9 protein-coding genes are annotated in these 17,636 nt (G+C 37.2%); 2 read left to right on the top strand and 7 right to left on the bottom strand.

Translation table 11 applies throughout. The features are described from left to right. The first annotated feature begins 114 nt into the window (after window positions 1–114). Entirely contained in the window at window positions 115–1,326 is a 1,212-nt protein-coding gene (locus VB796_RS10655) for a 4-hydroxy-3-methylbut-2-enyl diphosphate reductase (RefSeq protein ID WP_323346565.1), read from the top strand. Between the two features lie 206 nt (window positions 1,327–1,532). On the opposite strand, the gene VB796_RS10650 is transcribed toward VB796_RS10655, so the two are convergent. Both VB796_RS10650 and VB796_RS10645 read right to left on the bottom strand, forming a co-directional pair. Next, on the bottom strand, window positions 1,533–1,937 hold the full coding sequence (locus VB796_RS10650; protein WP_323346520.1) for a DUF779 domain-containing protein: 405 nt from the start codon (window positions 1,935–1,937) through the stop codon (window positions 1,533–1,535). A gap of 168 nt (window positions 1,938–2,105) precedes the next feature. Continuing rightward, window positions 2,106–3,656 (bottom strand): aldehyde dehydrogenase family protein, encoded by a 1,551-nt coding sequence (locus tag VB796_RS10645; RefSeq protein WP_323346519.1) that lies wholly within the window; start codon window positions 3,654–3,656, stop codon window positions 2,106–2,108. Window positions 3,657–3,959: 303 nt separating this feature from the next. Between VB796_RS10645 and VB796_RS10640 the strand changes: the two genes are divergently transcribed. Continuing rightward, window positions 3,960–4,910 (top strand): AraC family transcriptional regulator, encoded by a 951-nt coding sequence (locus tag VB796_RS10640; protein ID WP_323346518.1) that lies wholly within the window; start codon window positions 3,960–3,962, stop codon window positions 4,908–4,910. A 61-nt stretch (window positions 4,911–4,971) separates the two neighbouring features. Here VB796_RS10640 and VB796_RS10635 read toward each other — a convergent pair whose 3' ends face one another. From VB796_RS10635 to VB796_RS10615, 5 genes are all read right to left on the bottom strand, one after another. After that, window positions 4,972–6,924 carry an ATP-dependent nuclease gene (locus VB796_RS10635; protein WP_323346517.1) on the bottom strand — a complete coding sequence of 651 codons (1,953 nt, stop codon included), beginning with the start codon at window positions 6,922–6,924 and terminating at the stop codon, window positions 4,972–4,974. 134 nt (window positions 6,925–7,058) lie between these two features. Continuing rightward, window positions 7,059–9,152, bottom strand: coding sequence for an elongation factor G (fusA, locus tag VB796_RS10630; protein ID WP_323346516.1), 2,094 nt, complete (start codon window positions 9,150–9,152; stop codon window positions 7,059–7,061). Between the two features lie 311 nt (window positions 9,153–9,463). Beyond that, a complete protein-coding gene (locus tag VB796_RS10625; RefSeq protein ID WP_323346515.1) occupies window positions 9,464–12,445 on the bottom strand; it encodes a DPP IV N-terminal domain-containing protein in 2,982 nt (993 codons plus the stop codon). A gap of 113 nt (window positions 12,446–12,558) precedes the next feature. Then, window positions 12,559–14,022: a SusD/RagB family nutrient-binding outer membrane lipoprotein gene (locus tag VB796_RS10620; protein ID WP_323346514.1), complete on the bottom strand. Its 1,464-nt coding sequence runs from the start codon at window positions 14,020–14,022 to the stop codon at window positions 12,559–12,561. Between the two features lie 178 nt (window positions 14,023–14,200). Beyond that, window positions 14,201–17,428, bottom strand: coding sequence for a SusC/RagA family TonB-linked outer membrane protein (locus tag VB796_RS10615; RefSeq protein ID WP_323346513.1), 3,228 nt, complete (start codon window positions 17,426–17,428; stop codon window positions 14,201–14,203). Between the last annotated feature and the right edge of the window lie 208 nt (window positions 17,429–17,636).

Genomic DNA, 17,636 nt, shown 5'->3' with positions numbered 1-17,636 from the left:
TGTTAATCAAAAAAGTTGTTTAAACAAATGGAGGTAATTAGTAATTCTTCTAATATTAAACGGTTTCGAGTCAATGCTCCCGAAGCGGACAATGCTCGAAAAAAAATGAAGAAAATGAAGGCATTTCACATACCTGACTTATATAAAAGTAGTATCATTGGCGGTATTAAAGAAACTCGCCGACTGCAGGATAAGCTCAAGAAAGATTACACGCCTACTGTTTTGGACTATGGAACGGTCAAGTTCTTGATTTCAAGGCATTTCGGTTTCTGTTATGGGGTAGAGAATGCCGTAGAAATTGCGTATCGAACCATTGAGCAAAATGCTGATAAACGGATTTTCTTGCTCTCTGAGATGATTCATAACCCTGACGTAAATGCAGATTTATTGAGTCGTGGCGTGAAATTTATCATGGATACGGCTGGAAATCAACTGATTGCATGGGAAGAACTTACTTCTGAAGATGTCGTAATTGTACCTGCATTTGGAACAACCGTTGAAATTCAGAATCGTCTTTCAGAAATTGGGATTAATGCTTATCAATATGATACAACTTGTCCGTTTGTAGAAAAAGTCTGGAATCGTGCCACCGCAATTGGGCAGAAAGATTATACAATCGTAGTTCACGGTAAGCCAACGCATGAAGAAACTCGTGCAACGTTTTCACATTCAAAGGAAAATGCTCCGACGATTGTGGTGAAAAATATGGCTCAAACCGTAGAATTAGCCAAATATATGACGGGTGAAAAAACTTCGGAACAGTTTTACGAAGAATTTGCGGGACAATTTTCGGAGGGATTTGATGTAACAAAAGACCTACAAAGAATCGGTGTTGTGAATCAAACCACTATGTTAGCGTCTGATACACAGGGGATTGCCGATTATCTAAAGCAAATGATGATTCAGAAGCATAATATTGAAGGAACAGATGTAACCGCCTATTTTGCTGATACTCGTGATACTCTTTGTTATGCAACCAATGATAACCAGAGTGCAACGTATGGATTATTGAAAGAAGAAGCAGATTTAGCAATTGTAGCTGGTGGATATAATTCTTCTAATACTTCGCATTTGGTTGAACTTTGTGAGCATAAGTTACCGACCTATTTTATTTCTTCGGCAGAGAAAATCTTATCTGAAAATCTTATCAGCCACTTTGATTTACACGCAAAAATTGAGAAAATAACGAAAGATTTTATTCCTAAAAAAGCACAAGTGACGATTATGCTAACTTGTGGAGCATCTTGTCCTGATGCGGTGGTCGAATCAATTTTATTAAGATTACATTCGTTTTTTCCAGAAGCTGAACCAATTGTGGAGGCATAAATAAAACGGAATTATCTACAATTTGTCGCAAGACAAAATTAGACCCCGGATAGAACAGATAAAACAGATTTACACTGATTTTTCTTTAAATTTATCCGTGTAAATCCGTTGAATCAGTACAATCTGTGGGCTAATTTTATTCTGCGACAAATTGTAGATAGTTCCGAAATAAAATTAAAAGGCTTCGTAGCAAACGAAGCCTTTTTTTATGACTGATTATAAATTAACTCATCTCCTTCGCCATCATAAATTGTACAAAGGTTTTTCAATTGCTCTTCTGTATAAACTTGTGAATAAATAATGAAGCGTAATCCAAGCGGGATTTCCAACGAAAAACTTGCACCTCTGCCTTCCACTACATCTAACATCAGTTGGGTATATTGCCAGTATTCAAATTGGAAAGCACTCATATAAAAATTACAGCCGTGTACCTTTCCAAGTAGCACATCATTTATCCCCGTCAAAAATTCTCCAACTGTAAAGCACATCGGTGCTGAACCATCACAACAACCTCCGCTTTGGTGAAACATAATCTCGCCATGTTCTGCCCGAAGTCGGTCAATTAATTCTTCTGCCTTGGCAGTTAATAAAACTCTGGGTGTTTTGTCCATTGTTTTGTGGAATTATGAATTATTTATAGCCAATAAAATTAGACCACAGATTTTACGGATTTATATTGGGATGCACAGTCGGATGAAATAAAAAAACTGTGAAAATCTGTCCAATCCGTTTTATCCGTGGTCTAATTTTATTGGCGACCAATCTTTTATAGTTTCATTTTAAAAGAATCCTAAAGCCTTTTTGTCGTAAGAAATCAACATATTTTTGCAAGAACGGTAGTGGTCAAGCATCATTTTGTGGTTCTCACGACCAAATCCAGATTTTTTATATCCTCCAAATGGAGCGTGTGCAGGATACGCATGATAGCAGTTTACCCAAACACGACCCGCTTGGATAGCTCTTGGTACTTGGTACAACTCATGTGCATCACGAGTCCAAACGCCAGCACCTAAGCCGTAAAGCGTATCATTGGCAATTTCAATGGCTTCTTCAACAGTTTTAAAAGTCGTCACCGCACAAACAGGTCCAAAGATTTCTTCTTGGAAAACACGCATTTTATTGTGTCCTTTCAAGATAGTTGGTTGAATATAATATCCATTGGCTGCATCTCCCTCTTGGATATGTGCTGCACCGCCACAAAGCACTTCTGCTCCTTCATCCTGACCGATTTGTAAGTAAGATAAAATTTTCTCGTATTGGTCGTTTGATGCTTGAGCTCCAATCATCGTTGTCATATCCAATGGGTGACCTTTTTTGATAGCATTTACACGCTCAATAACTCGGGCAATGAAAGCATCAAAAATAGACTCATGCACCAACATACGTGATGGGCAAGTACAAATTTCTCCTTGATTTAAAGCGAACATTGCTGCACCTTCCAAACATTTATCGAAGAATTCATCGTCGGCTTCCATAACGCTTGGGAAGAAAATATTTGGAGATTTTCCGCCTAATTCCATCGTTACAGGAATGATATTTTCTGAAGCGTACTGCATGATTAAACGCCCCGTAGTAGTTTCTCCTGTAAAAGAAACTTTAGCGATTCTCGTAGAACTTGCCAAAGGCTTTCCTGCTTCTAAACCAAAACCGTTTACGATGTTTAAAACACCCGCTGGTAAAACATCTTGCAATAATTCCATCAAACATAAAATACCTACTGGCGTTTGTTCGGCTGGTTTCATTACGATGGTACAACCCGCTGCCAAAGCAGGAGCCATTTTCCAAGTAGCCATTAATAACGGGAAATTCCAAGGAATGATTTGTCCAACCACACCAATTGGTTCGTGAATAATCAAAGAAAGTGTATTTGGGTCGTGTTCTGCCGCTGAACCTTCGTCAGTTCTAATACAAGCAGCAAAATAACGGAAATGGTCAACTACCAAAGGTAAATCAGCGTAGATAGTTTCTCTGATTGGCTTCCCATTATCAATTGTTTCAACGGTAGCCAGATAGTTGAGATTTTGTTCAATAATATCTGCCACTTTCAATAAAATATTACTACGAGTAGTAGCTGAAGTTTTAGACCATGTTGCAAAAGCTTCGTGAGCAGCATCAAGAGCTAATTCAACGTCTTCTTTAGTTGAACGAGCCACTTTAGTGAATATTTTTCCATCAATGGGTGATGGATTTTCAAAATACTGTCCTTTTACGGGTGCTATCCATTTTCCGCCGATAAAGTTTTCGTATTGATTTCTGAAAATGGGTCTTGGTACAAGGTTATCTGTGATTAAACTCGCTACTACTGGAGCATCTAATTCTGTATTTTCCATAATAATAATAAGTATTTTGTTTTTGGGTGATTTATTTATGTACAAAATTATCTTGAATTATTACCATTTATGTTTACTTTTATATCATAAAACTTGACAATAGTATCATTGTATTTTTTGTATATAATATTAGATTATTGTTGTATCCTTGATGATAGTCTCATAAAAATTGATAATAATCTCATTGTACAATTAATCCATTGCATCACAAGTATCAGATGATTATTATTGTGAATAAAGTGAAAGCAAGATTGTGTTATAATCGTTATTTTATCCCTTTAATATTTAGTATAATATCACAAGATGAGACAGATATATAAGCCTGAGGCACCCACATTGAAGCCAAAGAAGGACTTAACTACGCTCGTAGAAAATCGGACAGTGTATTCACTTAATAATTTTGAACTTAATATTTTTGAAACCAATCAACAAAGTGAAAATGTACGTTTGAAATTCAATAGTTTTGTTTTGACCAGTATGTTTAGGGGCAAAAAAGTCATGCACTTATTTGACCAAAAAGGCTTTGAGTATCTTCCTGGAGAATCGGTGATTGTACCAGCCAATGAGGAAATGACGATAGATTTTCCCGAAGCGGATTTTTCAAATCCAACGCAGTGTATGGCATTGGCAATCAAGAGCGAGCAGATAAAAGAAACGGTTAATTTATTGAATGAAAAATATGCTAAAATAGAAGAGCATGATTCATGGAAAATCGATTTAGACACATTTCACCTTAAAAACTCTTTTGAAGTAACCAACACGATTGACCGCTTGGTAAAAGTATCAACGGAGACAAATACGGCAAAAGATTTATTTGCCAATTTTATGATTAATGAACTGTTAATCAGGCTGATGCAAACACAGGCAAGAGTTTTGATTGTGGATAATTACAAAAAATACGCCAATACCAATCGCTTTGCATTTGTGATTCAATACATTAAGGAACATATTACCGAAAAGTTGAATATTGAAAAACTGTGTGATTTAGCTTGTATGAGCAAAGCCAATTTTTTCCGACAATTTAAGCGTGAATTAGGCATTACGCCCGTAGATTTTATCAATCAGGAAAGGATAAAAATTGCTAAAGAATTATTGTCTGATGCCCACAATGACATAAGTGATGCCTGTTTCAAAGCGGGTTTTAGCAGTACCAATTATTTCTTTATTATCTTCAAGAAATATGTGGGTGTTACGCCAGGGAAATTTAAGGAGTTGTGTATGTTGTCGGGAGGAAGATTGCTGCAGAATTCTTAGGGAAATTAGTGAAATATAAAGCTCATCATAATTTTTTATGATGGGCTTTATGTTTCATTAATTAAATTTCTCTTAAAAAGTCCCATTCCTTAAACCACAAAGATTTATCGGCAAAAGAAATCAAATCAAAATAATCTTCTTCAATAAAAAATGGGATATTATATGGGATTAGAGCTTCTTTTATAACCATTTCTACGTGTTCTTTTGTCATTAATTTGTAATAATTACCTGATTCAATTACTTGATTGTAATAGGTTGTTAAAGCACTAAACAATTGAATATCATTCAAAGAAATGATTGAAGATGTTGAATTGAATGCAACTTTTGTCTTATCAATGAATCTACCTCTATATTGTTTGTAGCAATTATCCGATTTAATATAATCTTCGGTGTATTTCGCTTTCAATACATTTTCAATGTTAATGTAAGCTTTCCCAATATTTTCAAGTAATTCATTTTCATTAGGTAACTGTTCAGTTTTATTATTTATCCATTTTGACAATAATTTTGTCAAAATTAATAAATCAGTAAATAGCACAGATTCTTGAGTATAAGCACTGAAACAGAACGCTCCTAAGCCTAATTTTTCCTTTAACTTTAAGACAAATAAATCTTTATGGTCATCAGTCAAATCATCTTTGTCAAAGATGAGGTATGATTTCTCCCACAAGGTTTTCCCATTTTTTATTTCAGAAAACACCTTTTTATAACTTTGGATATTTTCAAAAACCTTGCTTATTCCTCCCAAAACCCAGAACATAAACTTTCTACTATCATTCCCAATGATTTGTTGTAATAGCTGAGCGTAAACTTTTGCATCATCTTCACCTTCTACAAAAATTAATTTGTCTGATTCAATGGCATTGATGAAGTCAAGTCCGCTGGTACTTCCTAAACTTCTTATTAATGGATTTATTTGTGAAGGATAAATGCCAGAAAAGTGTGGGATTCCTATTTTATTTAATACTCCTTTATCTATACTTTTTATTTCCGCTTCAGATTGTCCATCTAAATGAAATAAGTGTTTGTGAGATGCACTTCTTATTAAAGACTCATTATGAGTTGAAAAGAAAATTTGATTATTCTTAGAAAACCTCGTTAGGACTATCATTAGTCTCTTTTGAATATCTCTGTGAATATGGCTATCTGGTTCATCTAATAAAATGATATTTAAGTCTCTTCTTTCATCACCTTGTTGATATATATTTAACAGGATTTCGATTGCTTGAAGCGAGCCACTGCCTAAAAGAGCGATATCTTTTTCTACATCTTGGTTTCCGATAGTAAAGTCAATTTGTACACTTGGATTTCTCTGTATATCACTTCTATTAACGATTTTCAAATATGAAGATGTTGTATTATAGAGAATAAAAGACAAATCACTTTGAAATACTTGGAAACGAGGTGTTTGATATAACCTGTAAATTCTATTTCTTAAAACAGCAACTGAATTTCTGGTTTTAATGGCATCTTTTATTTGTGGGTCAGTCACAAAATTTTCTTGTTGAGGAATAGAAGAGACTGGGGATGAATAGAATAAGCCCAAAGGTTCAGGAAGATTTCTGAAAAAAGCATTAAATTTTGTAAAATTATAAGATGTAAAGTTGTCTAACTCAATAATATAATTTCCACCAGAGTCGCTTATTTTAAAGCGTATTTCTAAATTATCAGTACCATTATTAATGGTTGCGGCTATTTCTATTTTATTCTTCTTATTCCTATTATAAAAAATATCTTCAGCATTGGGACTTCTTACACTATTTATTTCATCAAATCTAAAATATTTATCTTGTGTATTCCCAAGTGTCCAATCTCCTGTTTTATAGTTTGAAACCGAACGTTTCGCTTCTCTAATTAGCTTAGTGAAACATTCATTCCATAATGAAATTGCCTCCAATACTGTAGTTTTCCCTGCATTATTTACGCCCGTAAGGATATTCAAATCTGGATTAAAATGTATTAGTACATTTTGAAAAGATTTAAAGTTTTTTATATTGAGTGATATAATATGCATAATTTACACTATTCTTTAATATTGTACTCTTGGAATACAGTTTTAGGATTTAAGATACTAATTTACATTATTTTAAAATAAAAAGGGTTATCTACTTACGTAGATAACCCTTTTATCTTTCTATATCGTTGTTCTTACAAACCTTTAGCTTTTTTCACAACTTCGTCAGCGATGTTTTGCGGAACGAATTCGTAGTGAGAGAAAGTTAAGTTTGCAGTAGCACGTCCAGATGACATAGTACGTAAGTCAGTAATATAACCGAACAATTCTGATAAAGGAATATCAGCTTTCAAGATTTGAGCACCTTGTTTAGCATCCATACCTTTCATCATACCTCTACGACGGTTCATGTCACCAGTGATAGGTCCTGTATATTCGTCAGGAGTAACTACTTCAACTGACATGATAGGTTCCATCAATTTTGCACCTGCTGCTTTCGCTGCTTCTTTGTAACCCATTTTCGCTGCTAATTCGAATGACAACGCATCTGAATCGACATCGTGGAAAGAACCGTGGAATAATCTTACTCTCATTGAATCCATTGGGTATCCAGCTAATGCACCATTTTTCATGGCAGCATCAAAACCTTTTTGGATTGAAGGAATAAATTCTTTTGGAATAACCCCACCAACAATACCGTTGATGAATTCTAAACCTTCTTTACCATCTTCACGAGGTCCCATTTCGAATACGATATCGGCAAATTTACCTTTACCACCTGATTGTTTTTTGTAAACTTCACGGTGTTCAGTAGTTTTTGTCAACGATTCTTTATAAGCTACTTGTGGAGCTCCTTGGTTTACTTCTACTTTGAATTCACGACGCATACGGTCGATGATGATTTCAAGGTGAAGCTCACCCATACCTTTGATGATAGTCTGACCAGTTTCTTCGTTTGATTCAACCTTTAATGTAGGGTCTTCTTCAATCAATTTACCGATAGCTTTAGAGAAGTTATCTTGGTCAGCCGATTTCTTAGGCTCAATTGCATATCCAATAACTGGCTCAGGGAACACCATTGATTCAAGAACAATTGGGTGTTTTTCGTCAGATAAAGTATCTCCTGTTTTGATGTCTTTGAAACCTACAACTGCCGCAATATCACCAGCTTCTAATCTTTCGATAGAATTTTGCTTGTTTGCGTGCATTTGGAAGATACGTGAAATACGCTCTTTGTTTCCAGAACGGTTGTTCAAGATATAAGAACCAGCTTCTAATACACCAGAGTAAGCACGAACAAAACATAAACGACCTACGTAAGGGTCAGTTGCAATTTTGAATGCTAAACCAGCAAAAGGGTCAGTAACCGTAGGGTGACGAACGATTTCTGCATCTGTACGTGGATCAGTTCCGATTGTTGATTCTCTGTCCATTGGTGAAGGCAATAAAGCCATCACATAGTCAAGCATTGTTTGAACTCCTTTGTTTTTGAAAGAAGAACCACAAAGCATTGGAACAATTTTCATTGAAATTGTAGCAGCACGAAGAGCAGCTAACATTTCATCTTCAGTGATTGATTCTGGGTCTTCGAAGTATTTCTCCATCAATGACTCATCAAATTCAGCAACTGCTTCCAATAATTTCTCACGGTATTCTGTTGCTTCTTCTAACATATCTTCTGGAATTGGCACAACTTCAAAAGTCATTCCTTTATCATGCTCATTCCATTTGATACCACGGAAGTTCACTAAGTCAACTACGCCTTCAAATTTATCTTCTGCACCGATTGGTAATTGTAAAGGCACAGCGTAAGAACCTAACATTTCTTTCACCTGACGACAAACTGTTAAGAAGTCAGCACCAGAACGGTCCATTTTGTTTACAAAACCTAAACGAGCTACGTTGTAGTTGTTCGCTAAACGCCAGTTAGTTTCTGATTGAGGCTCAACACCATCAACAGCACTAAATAAAAACACAAGACCATCAAGTACACGTAACGAACGGTTTACCTCTACGGTAAAGTCAACGTGACCAGGAGTATCAATAATGTTAATGTGGTAATCTTCGTCTCTGTATTTCCAGCCAACAGTTGTTGCAGCTGAAGTAATAGTAATACCTCTTTCTTGCTCTTGCTCCATCCAGTCCATTGTTGCAGCTCCATCATGAACTTCACCAATTTTGTGGCTCACACCAGCATAATAGAGGATACGTTCAGTGGTTGTTGTTTTACCTGCGTCAATGTGGGCAGCAATACCAATGTTTCTTGTGTACTTTAAATCACGTGCCATTGTAAATATGTTGATTATTTGTTTTTTATCTTTATTTAAACGGTTGAATTTTAGGACGTAACAAATTAAAAAATTTTTTTTTGTTACAAAACCCAATCCTCCCAATAAATCAGGGTGCAAAATTACTGATTCTTAGTTAAATACAAAAGTTATGTGCAATATCTTTTTGTAAACTTGGGTAAATGCAAAATTGAGCGAGCCATAGTTATTGACTTTGGTAATGAGTGAAATAGCAAAAGACATCCTCTATTATGATGGAATATCAGATAGAGGATGTCTTTCCTAAAATGGTATTTTTTGCTTGAATTCAATCAAGGGCGTTTCATCAATTCATCAATTGTGTAAGTTTTGCCATTTATTAGTACATATTTTACTCGTTGGGTGTCATGAATATCTTTGAGTGGATTACCTTCTACAATACTAATATTGGCAATTTTTCCTACTTCTAAACTTCCCAAATCTTTTTCTACATTTAAAGATTTGGCAGCGTTTATCATGCTGGTTTGTAGTGCTTGAAAAGGACTTAATCCACTTTCTACATAATTCCAGATTTCGACGTGCAGACTTGTTCCATAAGGCATAATGGGGGAATCTGTTCCACTGGTAATTACGGCTCCGTTATCCCAAAGTTTTTTTAGCGTTTTACCTGTGTTGCTATAAGTGGCTATCATGGGTAAAGGTTGCCCTTGCATTTGTTTGGCAGTTTCGAGCATCGCCGTGCGATAATAAGCAGGATAAATCTGTTTAAATTGTGGCGTGTCAAATAGAGTAGTATCTTTTGAAATTAAAGTCCAAAATCCACCTGAAAGTGCTAATGTGGGCGTAATTACCATTTTAGACTTACTGATAATTTGAATCATATCGTCGTAACTTTTACCTGCCGTTGTGATTTTGGGAGAATATCCTCGCCGACTGGTTGCCCCGATGTGTTCTACGTTATCAACACCGTATCTTGTGGCAGGGAATATCTCGTGAGAAGAAACCGCCATTCCATTTTGATGGGCATATTCAGTAATTTTTTTCTGCCAGTTATCGGGCATTCTGACGTAGGTTTTGATGAAATCGTAGCCTAATAATTTTCCTCGATTGAGTTCTAAGTTAAGTTGTTCTTCTGAGCCAATAGCTGTTGCCATGTTGTAATAAATTCTTCCGCCATCGGTTAATGGCCCCGTCAAAAAATGAAAAGGGCCAGGGCGTTTTCCACTATGCCATGATTCTCGTTGTTCAACGGCATCGTAAGGGTCAGAACCTGGTTCTCGAACAGTTGTTATGCCATAAGCCAACCAAATTCTTCCTGTTTTCTCACCAAATTGAGCATCTAAGTGGGCGTGCGTTTCAAAAAGACCGGGCATTACGGTAAGGTTAGAAGCATCTATTTTTTTGTAATGGCTTGGATAAGCTATTTGATGCGGTTGTATCGCTTTTATTCGGCTATCTTCTACAATTAAATCCATGTTTGTGAGCAATTTTTCATTTTTACCGTCAAATAATCTTCCTGCATGAATAACTATAATGCCTTTGGGTTTGGCATTTGTCCAAGTTAATGCGAGTGGAATATTTATTTTTGAAGTATCTGTCAAATTTACCTTACGAAGATGGTCGCTTGCTATATAAACTATTGATTTAGAATCGCCCGTCCAAGTTGGGGCTTCGGCTAATTCGGAGGTAATTGCACGAGGTTTTCCAATAAATTGTCCATCTTCTGTTACGTCAATAACCCACAAAAGGGCATCTTTTACGTAAGCGAGTTTTGTGCCATCGGGCGACCAAATTGGACCATTTCTATACCGCATCGCCATTGTTTGGTTGGGGAAAGGCGTTGTTAAACTTTGGGCTTTACCACTTTCGGCATTGACTAATAAAAATTTACTCACACCTTCTCTGTATTTGGACGAATAGGCATCTAAGGCTGCCATTAAAACCAATTTTCCATTGGGTGACCAACTGGGTTGTCCAGGCAAAAACATGGGTTTGTGTACCGCTTTGGTTTCGCCTGTGGTTAAATCCATAATTTGTAAAGTTGTTCCTAAACCGAGCGTATTGCGTAAACCTTGTTTCAAAAATGCGATTTTAGAGCCATTGGCAAGCCATGACCCTTGATTTTCGTCTTCATTAGTTTTTGTGATTTGGGTAATTTTTTTAGTAGAAAGTTCTAAGGTATATAAATCCATATTCCCTGATTGGTCGGAAGAAAAAAGAATTTTTGTTCCATCTGGCGACCATGTTGGGTCTGTTTCGTAATAAATATCATCAGTAAGTTTGGTTGGTTTAGCTTGCCCAATGGTGAGTAGCCAAATGTCTCCGAGAGCCACAAAAATTACTTTTTCGCCATCGGGAGATACAACTGGACAACGAATTCCTTTGACATTTTTGCTTGTAATTCCGTCAAAATCATAGGTTTTTCGTTTATAAATGGGCGTACTTACTGTGAGTGTTGCTTGAAATGGAATATCTTTTGTTGACTTTTCGTTGGGCATTTGTAGTTTTACTTTTCCGTCAGAAGGATAAATGAAACTTCCATCGGGCAGCCACGAGGCTCTAAATGGAAAAACATCGTCGCCTGTTTTGCTGAGTTGTACGATTTTGCCCGAAGAAACCTCCACCGACATCAATGCCGTTTGGCTTCCAGTAGCTACTTGATAGCTAACATATTTACCGTCAGCACTCCACGCAGGGGCATTGGGGATGCCTTTTCCCGTGGGTACGAGTAGTTTTTCGGTCTCATTTCCTAATTTCAAATATATGCCTGCTCCTTCGGTTCGGTTGGAGGCAAAGGCGATACTTTTTCCATCAGGAGAATAAGCTGGCGTATAATCTTGGTCAGCATTGGTAGTCAATGCGGTCATTTCACCTGTGGCAAGGGTCAATTTCCAAATATCATAATTTCCATTTCTATCGGAAGAACAAATAATGCTTTTCCCATCTGGCGAAGCAAATGGTTCACGGTGGTCGTAAGGTCCAGTGGTGAGTTGTTGAAGGTTTTTTCCATCTTTTTGTACACGCCAAATATGATAATTTCCACTTTTATATGACTGAAAAACAATGCTTTGTCCGTCGGGATTCCAATGTGGTTGGCGGTCGTCACCCATGCCATCAGTGAGAGGTTTTGCCGTTCCGCCCGTTATTGGAAACGTATAAATTGTGCCTTGTAAATCAAACGCAATGGTTTTGTTATCGGGTGAAAGTGCCAAGGCGATATTAGTCCCTTCATTAACGGTTATTGGTTTCGCATCTAATTTTTGGGCTACTATACGAACACTAAGCAAGAGAATAAGCAGTGGTAGGAGTCGCATGGGAGAGGGATTTATGAGTTGAGCAAGTAGTAAAAGGAATTCCCAAAAAGGCTATTGGAGTAACGCAGGCAGGGTTTTGACTCCTACCTGCGTTTAAATTATAGGAAAATAATCTACTTGTAAATGGTCATATTGTCAAAAACGCCAGGTACAGGTCTGGGTGCCAGTGGATTACCATTGATTTCATTTTGTGAATAAATAAAACGCCAAGGGAGTTTTGTTCCCGCATTGGGTGTAAGTTTAACGCCAACGGCACTTGTGCGGTTACGGCGTTCATCGTTCCAACCTAAAGTTTGGCAGTAAAAAGTTACGTAGCGTTCTTCTAAAATTTCACGTAATAGAGCATCATTTTTAGGAATTCCTGCGGTATTTTCCATTCCACCTGCTTCAAAATCTTTGTCTTCGTAGGGTAAATATTTGTATGAAAAATTAGACGCAGTTACGTTATTGATATATCCACCGCCAGTATTCATAAAAGCACGATGTTCATTCAAATATTTAAGAGCGTCTGAAAAATTACCACTTCGAGCAGACAATTCAGCCTGTGTAAGTTTATTTTCTTGGAAAGTTACTAAAGGGAATGGTGCATCAATACTCATAAATCCAACGATATTTGAACGTTTGACGGTATTAGGTTCAACTCGATTTGCCACATTTACACCTTGACGTAAATAATAGAAATTGAAACGAGCGGTTTCATCAGTTTTGGCATTTCCACGATACGAACCTGTAAGTGTTGGGTCAATTATTTTTAATAAATAACATGGCTCATTCGCTTTCGTCACGGCTGCTCCATCGCCAATACGGCTTACTGCCAAGAAGTTATAAATGAAATTCTGATTTTGATTTTGAATGCTACCATGTGGAAAATACATTGAATTGACCGCTTTGCTTACTCCTTTGGCAGATGCTGTTGCGGCGGCGGCATATTCTTTGGTATCCATATAAAAACGAGCTTTTAAAGTATAGGCTACTTCTATCCATTTTTTGGGGTCACCTCCCAATAAAATATCAGTTCCTGCTCTTGGAATACCAACACCCGATTCAAGGTCTTTGATAGCTTCGTCTAATAATTTTTGTACTCCTGCATAAACATCCGCCTGAGAGTCGTATTTGGCACTTGGGAATTCTTCTAATTGTGCCGCTTGTGTAAAAGGAATGTCACCATAAAGAGCAGTCATTGTTCCTAAATTATGTGCCATGATAACTTTGGTCATACCTGCCATTACTTTTATGCCTGACGGTTCTATTTTCTGTAAAATCAAACGAGCATTTCTATGAATTCCGTAATAACTGCTACTCCACATACCGTCAAAATAAGAACCTGCTACGTTATATACATGAAAATCAGCCCATTGGCGGTCGTATCCGTAATAATAGCCCGACCAGATACTTGATAATAAGGAGTTATAACCTTCATGAACAGAAGCGGTTGCGAGTTCAATTCCCGTAAACATTAATTCAGCGGGTGCATCGGTAGGGTTGTTTAAGTCTTCGTTGAGGTCACTCACAATTGTCTCGCAAGCAGACAATGATAGAGTGATGGTCAGTATTAATAGTGAAATATATTTTTTCATGATTTCTTAATTTAAAAGTTGATTGGACTAAGTAATAACGGATTTATATACTATTTGGCGGATTCTTAGTTTTTAACCGCTGACAGGGCGAAAAGCCGCCGTCAGGGTTTGTTGTCGTAACCCTGACGGCGGCTTTTTTGCCCTGTCAGCGGTTGTACGCCAAATAATACAGTTCTACTCAATAATTGATTCTCACCGAGAAAACTAAAGATTTTGAACCTGGATTATTGAAATAATCTTGTCCTCTACCATTTCCAGTACCATTCAGTGAAGTTTCAGGGTCAATTCCCACTACGTCGGTGAAAAGGAATAAATTACGTCCTGTTGCAGAAAAGTTGATTGAACTCAAGCGAAGTTTGTCTTTCAACCAAGGGCTTTTCCAGTTGTAAGCTAAAGTCATTTCACGAAGGCGTGTCCAACTTCCATCTACCATAAATTGCTCTTGTAAGGCACTGAAACCTTGTCCTAATGTGGTGTACCAAGCTTGGTCTAATAGTACAGGGCCTGCTCCGAAATCTTTGATATTACCACGTACCGTTTGTCCTGCTTCAAAAACTTTTCCGTCGTAGTTTTTCAAACCACCCGATGGGATAAGCACTTCATTTCCAACATCTGCATGAGTCCCGAAATTATATAAAACGGCTTGTGTATTTGGGGCGAAAGTTGAGCCTTGAAATGTTTCAAAAAGTACATTCAATGTAAAGTTTTTGTAAGAAATATTAGTACCAAAACCTGCACGATATTTAGGATTTGGGTCACCAATAACGCCATAAGTTGGGGCTAATTGTGGAAAACCATTACTGTTCAAATTTAAGCTACCATCTGTTTTGCGGAGATAAGTTCCTCCATAAAGTGCTGATAATGAATAGCCAACTTTCGCTACCGAACTGGTAAGTGTGCTGAATCCTCCTAAAACAATTTGGTCGGTTCCTGCTAAATCTTCTACTCGGTTGATGTTTTGACTAATATTTCCGACTAATTGAATATCTAAACCGTCTTGGCGGAAAACATCAGCAGAAATTTCGCCTTCCCATCCTTTGTTAGACATTGTTCCCGCATTGGTGTAACGGCTGGTAAAACCTGTACTTGGTGAGGCGGCAACTTCCAATAATAAATCTTTGATTTTGTTCTGATAATAAGTAAAACCTAAAGTGAGTTTGTCTGATAAAAAGCGTAAATCTGTACCAATTTCCCATTCAGTTTTGCGTTCTGGACGTAAGAATGCGTCACCTTGTTGAGCCGACTGAACAAAAGCTCCATTGCCATAAGCAACACCACTGGTAGTACCGCCCCAACCGCCTGTAAATTCAGCAGTTACGAAATCGGTAGTGGTACGATAAGGCTGTGGCTGAACTCCCACAATTCCATAAGAACCTCTGATTTTACCAAAGCTTAATGCTTTAGAATCTTTGAAAGTGCTGAGTTTTGAAAATTGCCAAGCTAAATCAGCCGATGGATAAAGGAAAGTACGATTAGTCTTTTCTCCGAATGGTGACCCCGACTCTGCGGCAATTCCTAAGTTCAAAAATATTTGGTCTTTAAATCCAAAATTAGTAGTTCCATATACACGAGTGGTGCGTATTCTTTGTTCAGTATCAAAAGGAGTTCTATTAGCTGCGGTAGCATTACTGGCATCTTTTGGGCCGTTTGGAATCAAAAAGTTTACCATAGAATATCCTAAATTGAGGTAATCTCTATTGTTTACGTTCCAGCCAGCAATGTAAGTTCCTGATATTGAAGGAGAAATGTCTTTGGTAACCCGTGCGATAAGGTCAAAGTTCAACTCAGTTTCTTTGATGACTTCTTCTTGATAACTTCCTGTAAATGCACTTCCCGCAGACCCAACTGGAAAATAAGATTGGCGTTCGTCTGTATAGGAATCTACGCCACCACGAGCCTTCAATTCAAACCATTTGGTTGGTTTAAAATTCAATTCAGTAGCTGTAAGAAAACGATTGACAACCGTTGGGTTTTTTAATTCATTAATTACCCATAATGGAGAATCATAAATAGGGTTATCATTTCCTAAATAACGACGATAAGAACGTTGGCGAAAAGCAGGTGCGGCACTTGGAGATGAATAATAATATCCTTGATAATCAGTATCATCAAAATCGGCAGGTGTTCTTACCATTCCTAAATACAAACCGTTTACGTTTGAACCTGTTTGGATACGATTGGATACCGATTTGATGTAAGATGTTTTAGTAGAAACTGAGAAAATATCGCCAAATTTTCGGTCAGCATTAAGTCTGAATGTTGTCCGACGATAATCGCTTTGTCCACGAATAATTCCTTTTTGGTTCAAATCTCCAAAACTTATATAATACGTACTTTGGTCATTACCACCGCTGATACTTAGGTTATTATCAACAAAAATTCCTGTTCTAAAAACTTGGTCGAGGCGTTGGTCATTGAAGATTTCCTTAGAATTCTTTTTAGTAATGGGGTAATATTTTGTACCATCAAGGGCTTGAAAATATTGTCCTGTGGTATTATATTCATCAGCACCACCTGAGCGATTTTCAATTTTATCACCCCAAGAAGTAGAGGAGGTTGGGCTAAAAACACCGTTAATTCCTTGTCCAAATTTAGTTTGTAGTGGATGCAGTACGTTTACTTTATCAAATGAAACCGTTGAGCTGAATGAAATCTCTGGTTTTGTACTGTTTCTTCCTTTTTTGGTGGTAATTACCATCACGCCATTGGCGGCTCTTGAACCCCATAAGGCTGCTGCCGCTGCCCCTTTAAGAATTTCAACATTGGCAATATCATTTGGGTTGAGGTCATTCAGACGAGACTGTTGACGTACACCACCTGCATTTTCCCCAATACTACTGTTACTCATCGGAATACCATCAATAATGACAAGTGGTTGATTATCACCCGTGATGGTACTTTGTCCACGAATTTGGATATATGAACCAGCACCTGGGTCGCCAGAGGAACGAGATATTTGTACACCCGCAGCCCTACCTGCTAAGCCATTAATAACGCCAGCCTCACCCGTGCGGGCAATGGCAAGTCCAGTCACTTTTGAGGAGGTTGCTCCTTGAACATCTTTGTTTTGTTCAAAACCAAGAGCAGTCACCGTGATTTCCATTAACTGTTTGGTATCTGGTTTGAGTTTTACCAGATAATTGGTCTGACTTGTAATAGGAATTTCCTGAGATTCCATACCAACAAAAGATATGACCAATATGCCTCCCGAATTGGGTACATTGAGAGAAAATGAACCATCTTTGTCCGAAGTTGAGCCAGTGTTTGTTCCCTTTAATAAAACACTCACACCAATGATGGTAGAACTGTTTTCGGCTTCAGTTATTCGACCTGTAATCTTGCGATTCTGTCCGTAAGTGGTTATACTTAAGTAACTTAGAAATAAAATGAGTATAAATGATTTCATGAGCAATTTTAGTTTAATTGAGTGATATTAAGACTTAATCTTAACTTAATCATCAATTAAAAACCCACCAAATTGTAGAATACGATTGTTCGATAATTCAAAATTTATATTCTCAAAATTATATTTTGTACTAAAGGAAACTGAGATTTTTACATTTTTTTGGAGGAAAAGAAACCTGTATTGAGATTTTCAGAGAAAGGAATATATA

Source organism: Arcicella sp. LKC2W (genome assembly GCF_034931005.1).
Lineage (GTDB): Bacteria > Bacteroidota > Bacteroidia > Cytophagales > Spirosomataceae > Arcicella.
This window is presented reverse-complemented; position numbering and strand designations above follow the sequence as displayed.

What these genes read in the sequence shown, in the direction of transcription:
- VB796_RS10635 (WP_323346517.1), bottom strand. Translation starts at nt 6,924, where the DNA reads ATGCATATTATATCACTCAATATAAAAAACTTTAAATCTTTTCAAAAT.
- VB796_RS10650 (WP_323346520.1), bottom strand. Translation starts at nt 1,937, where the DNA reads ATGGACAAAACACCCAGAGTTTTATTAACTGCCAAGGCAGAAGAATTA.
- VB796_RS10645 (WP_323346519.1), bottom strand. Translation starts at nt 3,656, where the DNA reads ATGGAAAATACAGAATTAGATGCTCCAGTAGTAGCGAGTTTAATCACA.
- VB796_RS10640 (WP_323346518.1), top strand. Translation starts at nt 3,960, where the DNA reads ATGAGACAGATATATAAGCCTGAGGCACCCACATTGAAGCCAAAGAAG.
- VB796_RS10655 (WP_323346565.1), top strand. Translation starts at nt 115, where the DNA reads ATGAAGGCATTTCACATACCTGACTTATATAAAAGTAGTATCATTGGC.
- VB796_RS10625 (WP_323346515.1), bottom strand. Translation starts at nt 12,445, where the DNA reads ATGCGACTCCTACCACTGCTTATTCTCTTGCTTAGTGTTCGTATAGTA.
- fusA (WP_323346516.1), bottom strand. Translation starts at nt 9,152, where the DNA reads ATGGCACGTGATTTAAAGTACACAAGAAACATTGGTATTGCTGCCCAC.
- VB796_RS10615 (WP_323346513.1), bottom strand. Translation starts at nt 17,428, where the DNA reads ATGAAATCATTTATACTCATTTTATTTCTAAGTTACTTAAGTATAACC.
- VB796_RS10620 (WP_323346514.1), bottom strand. Translation starts at nt 14,022, where the DNA reads ATGAAAAAATATATTTCACTATTAATACTGACCATCACTCTATCATTG.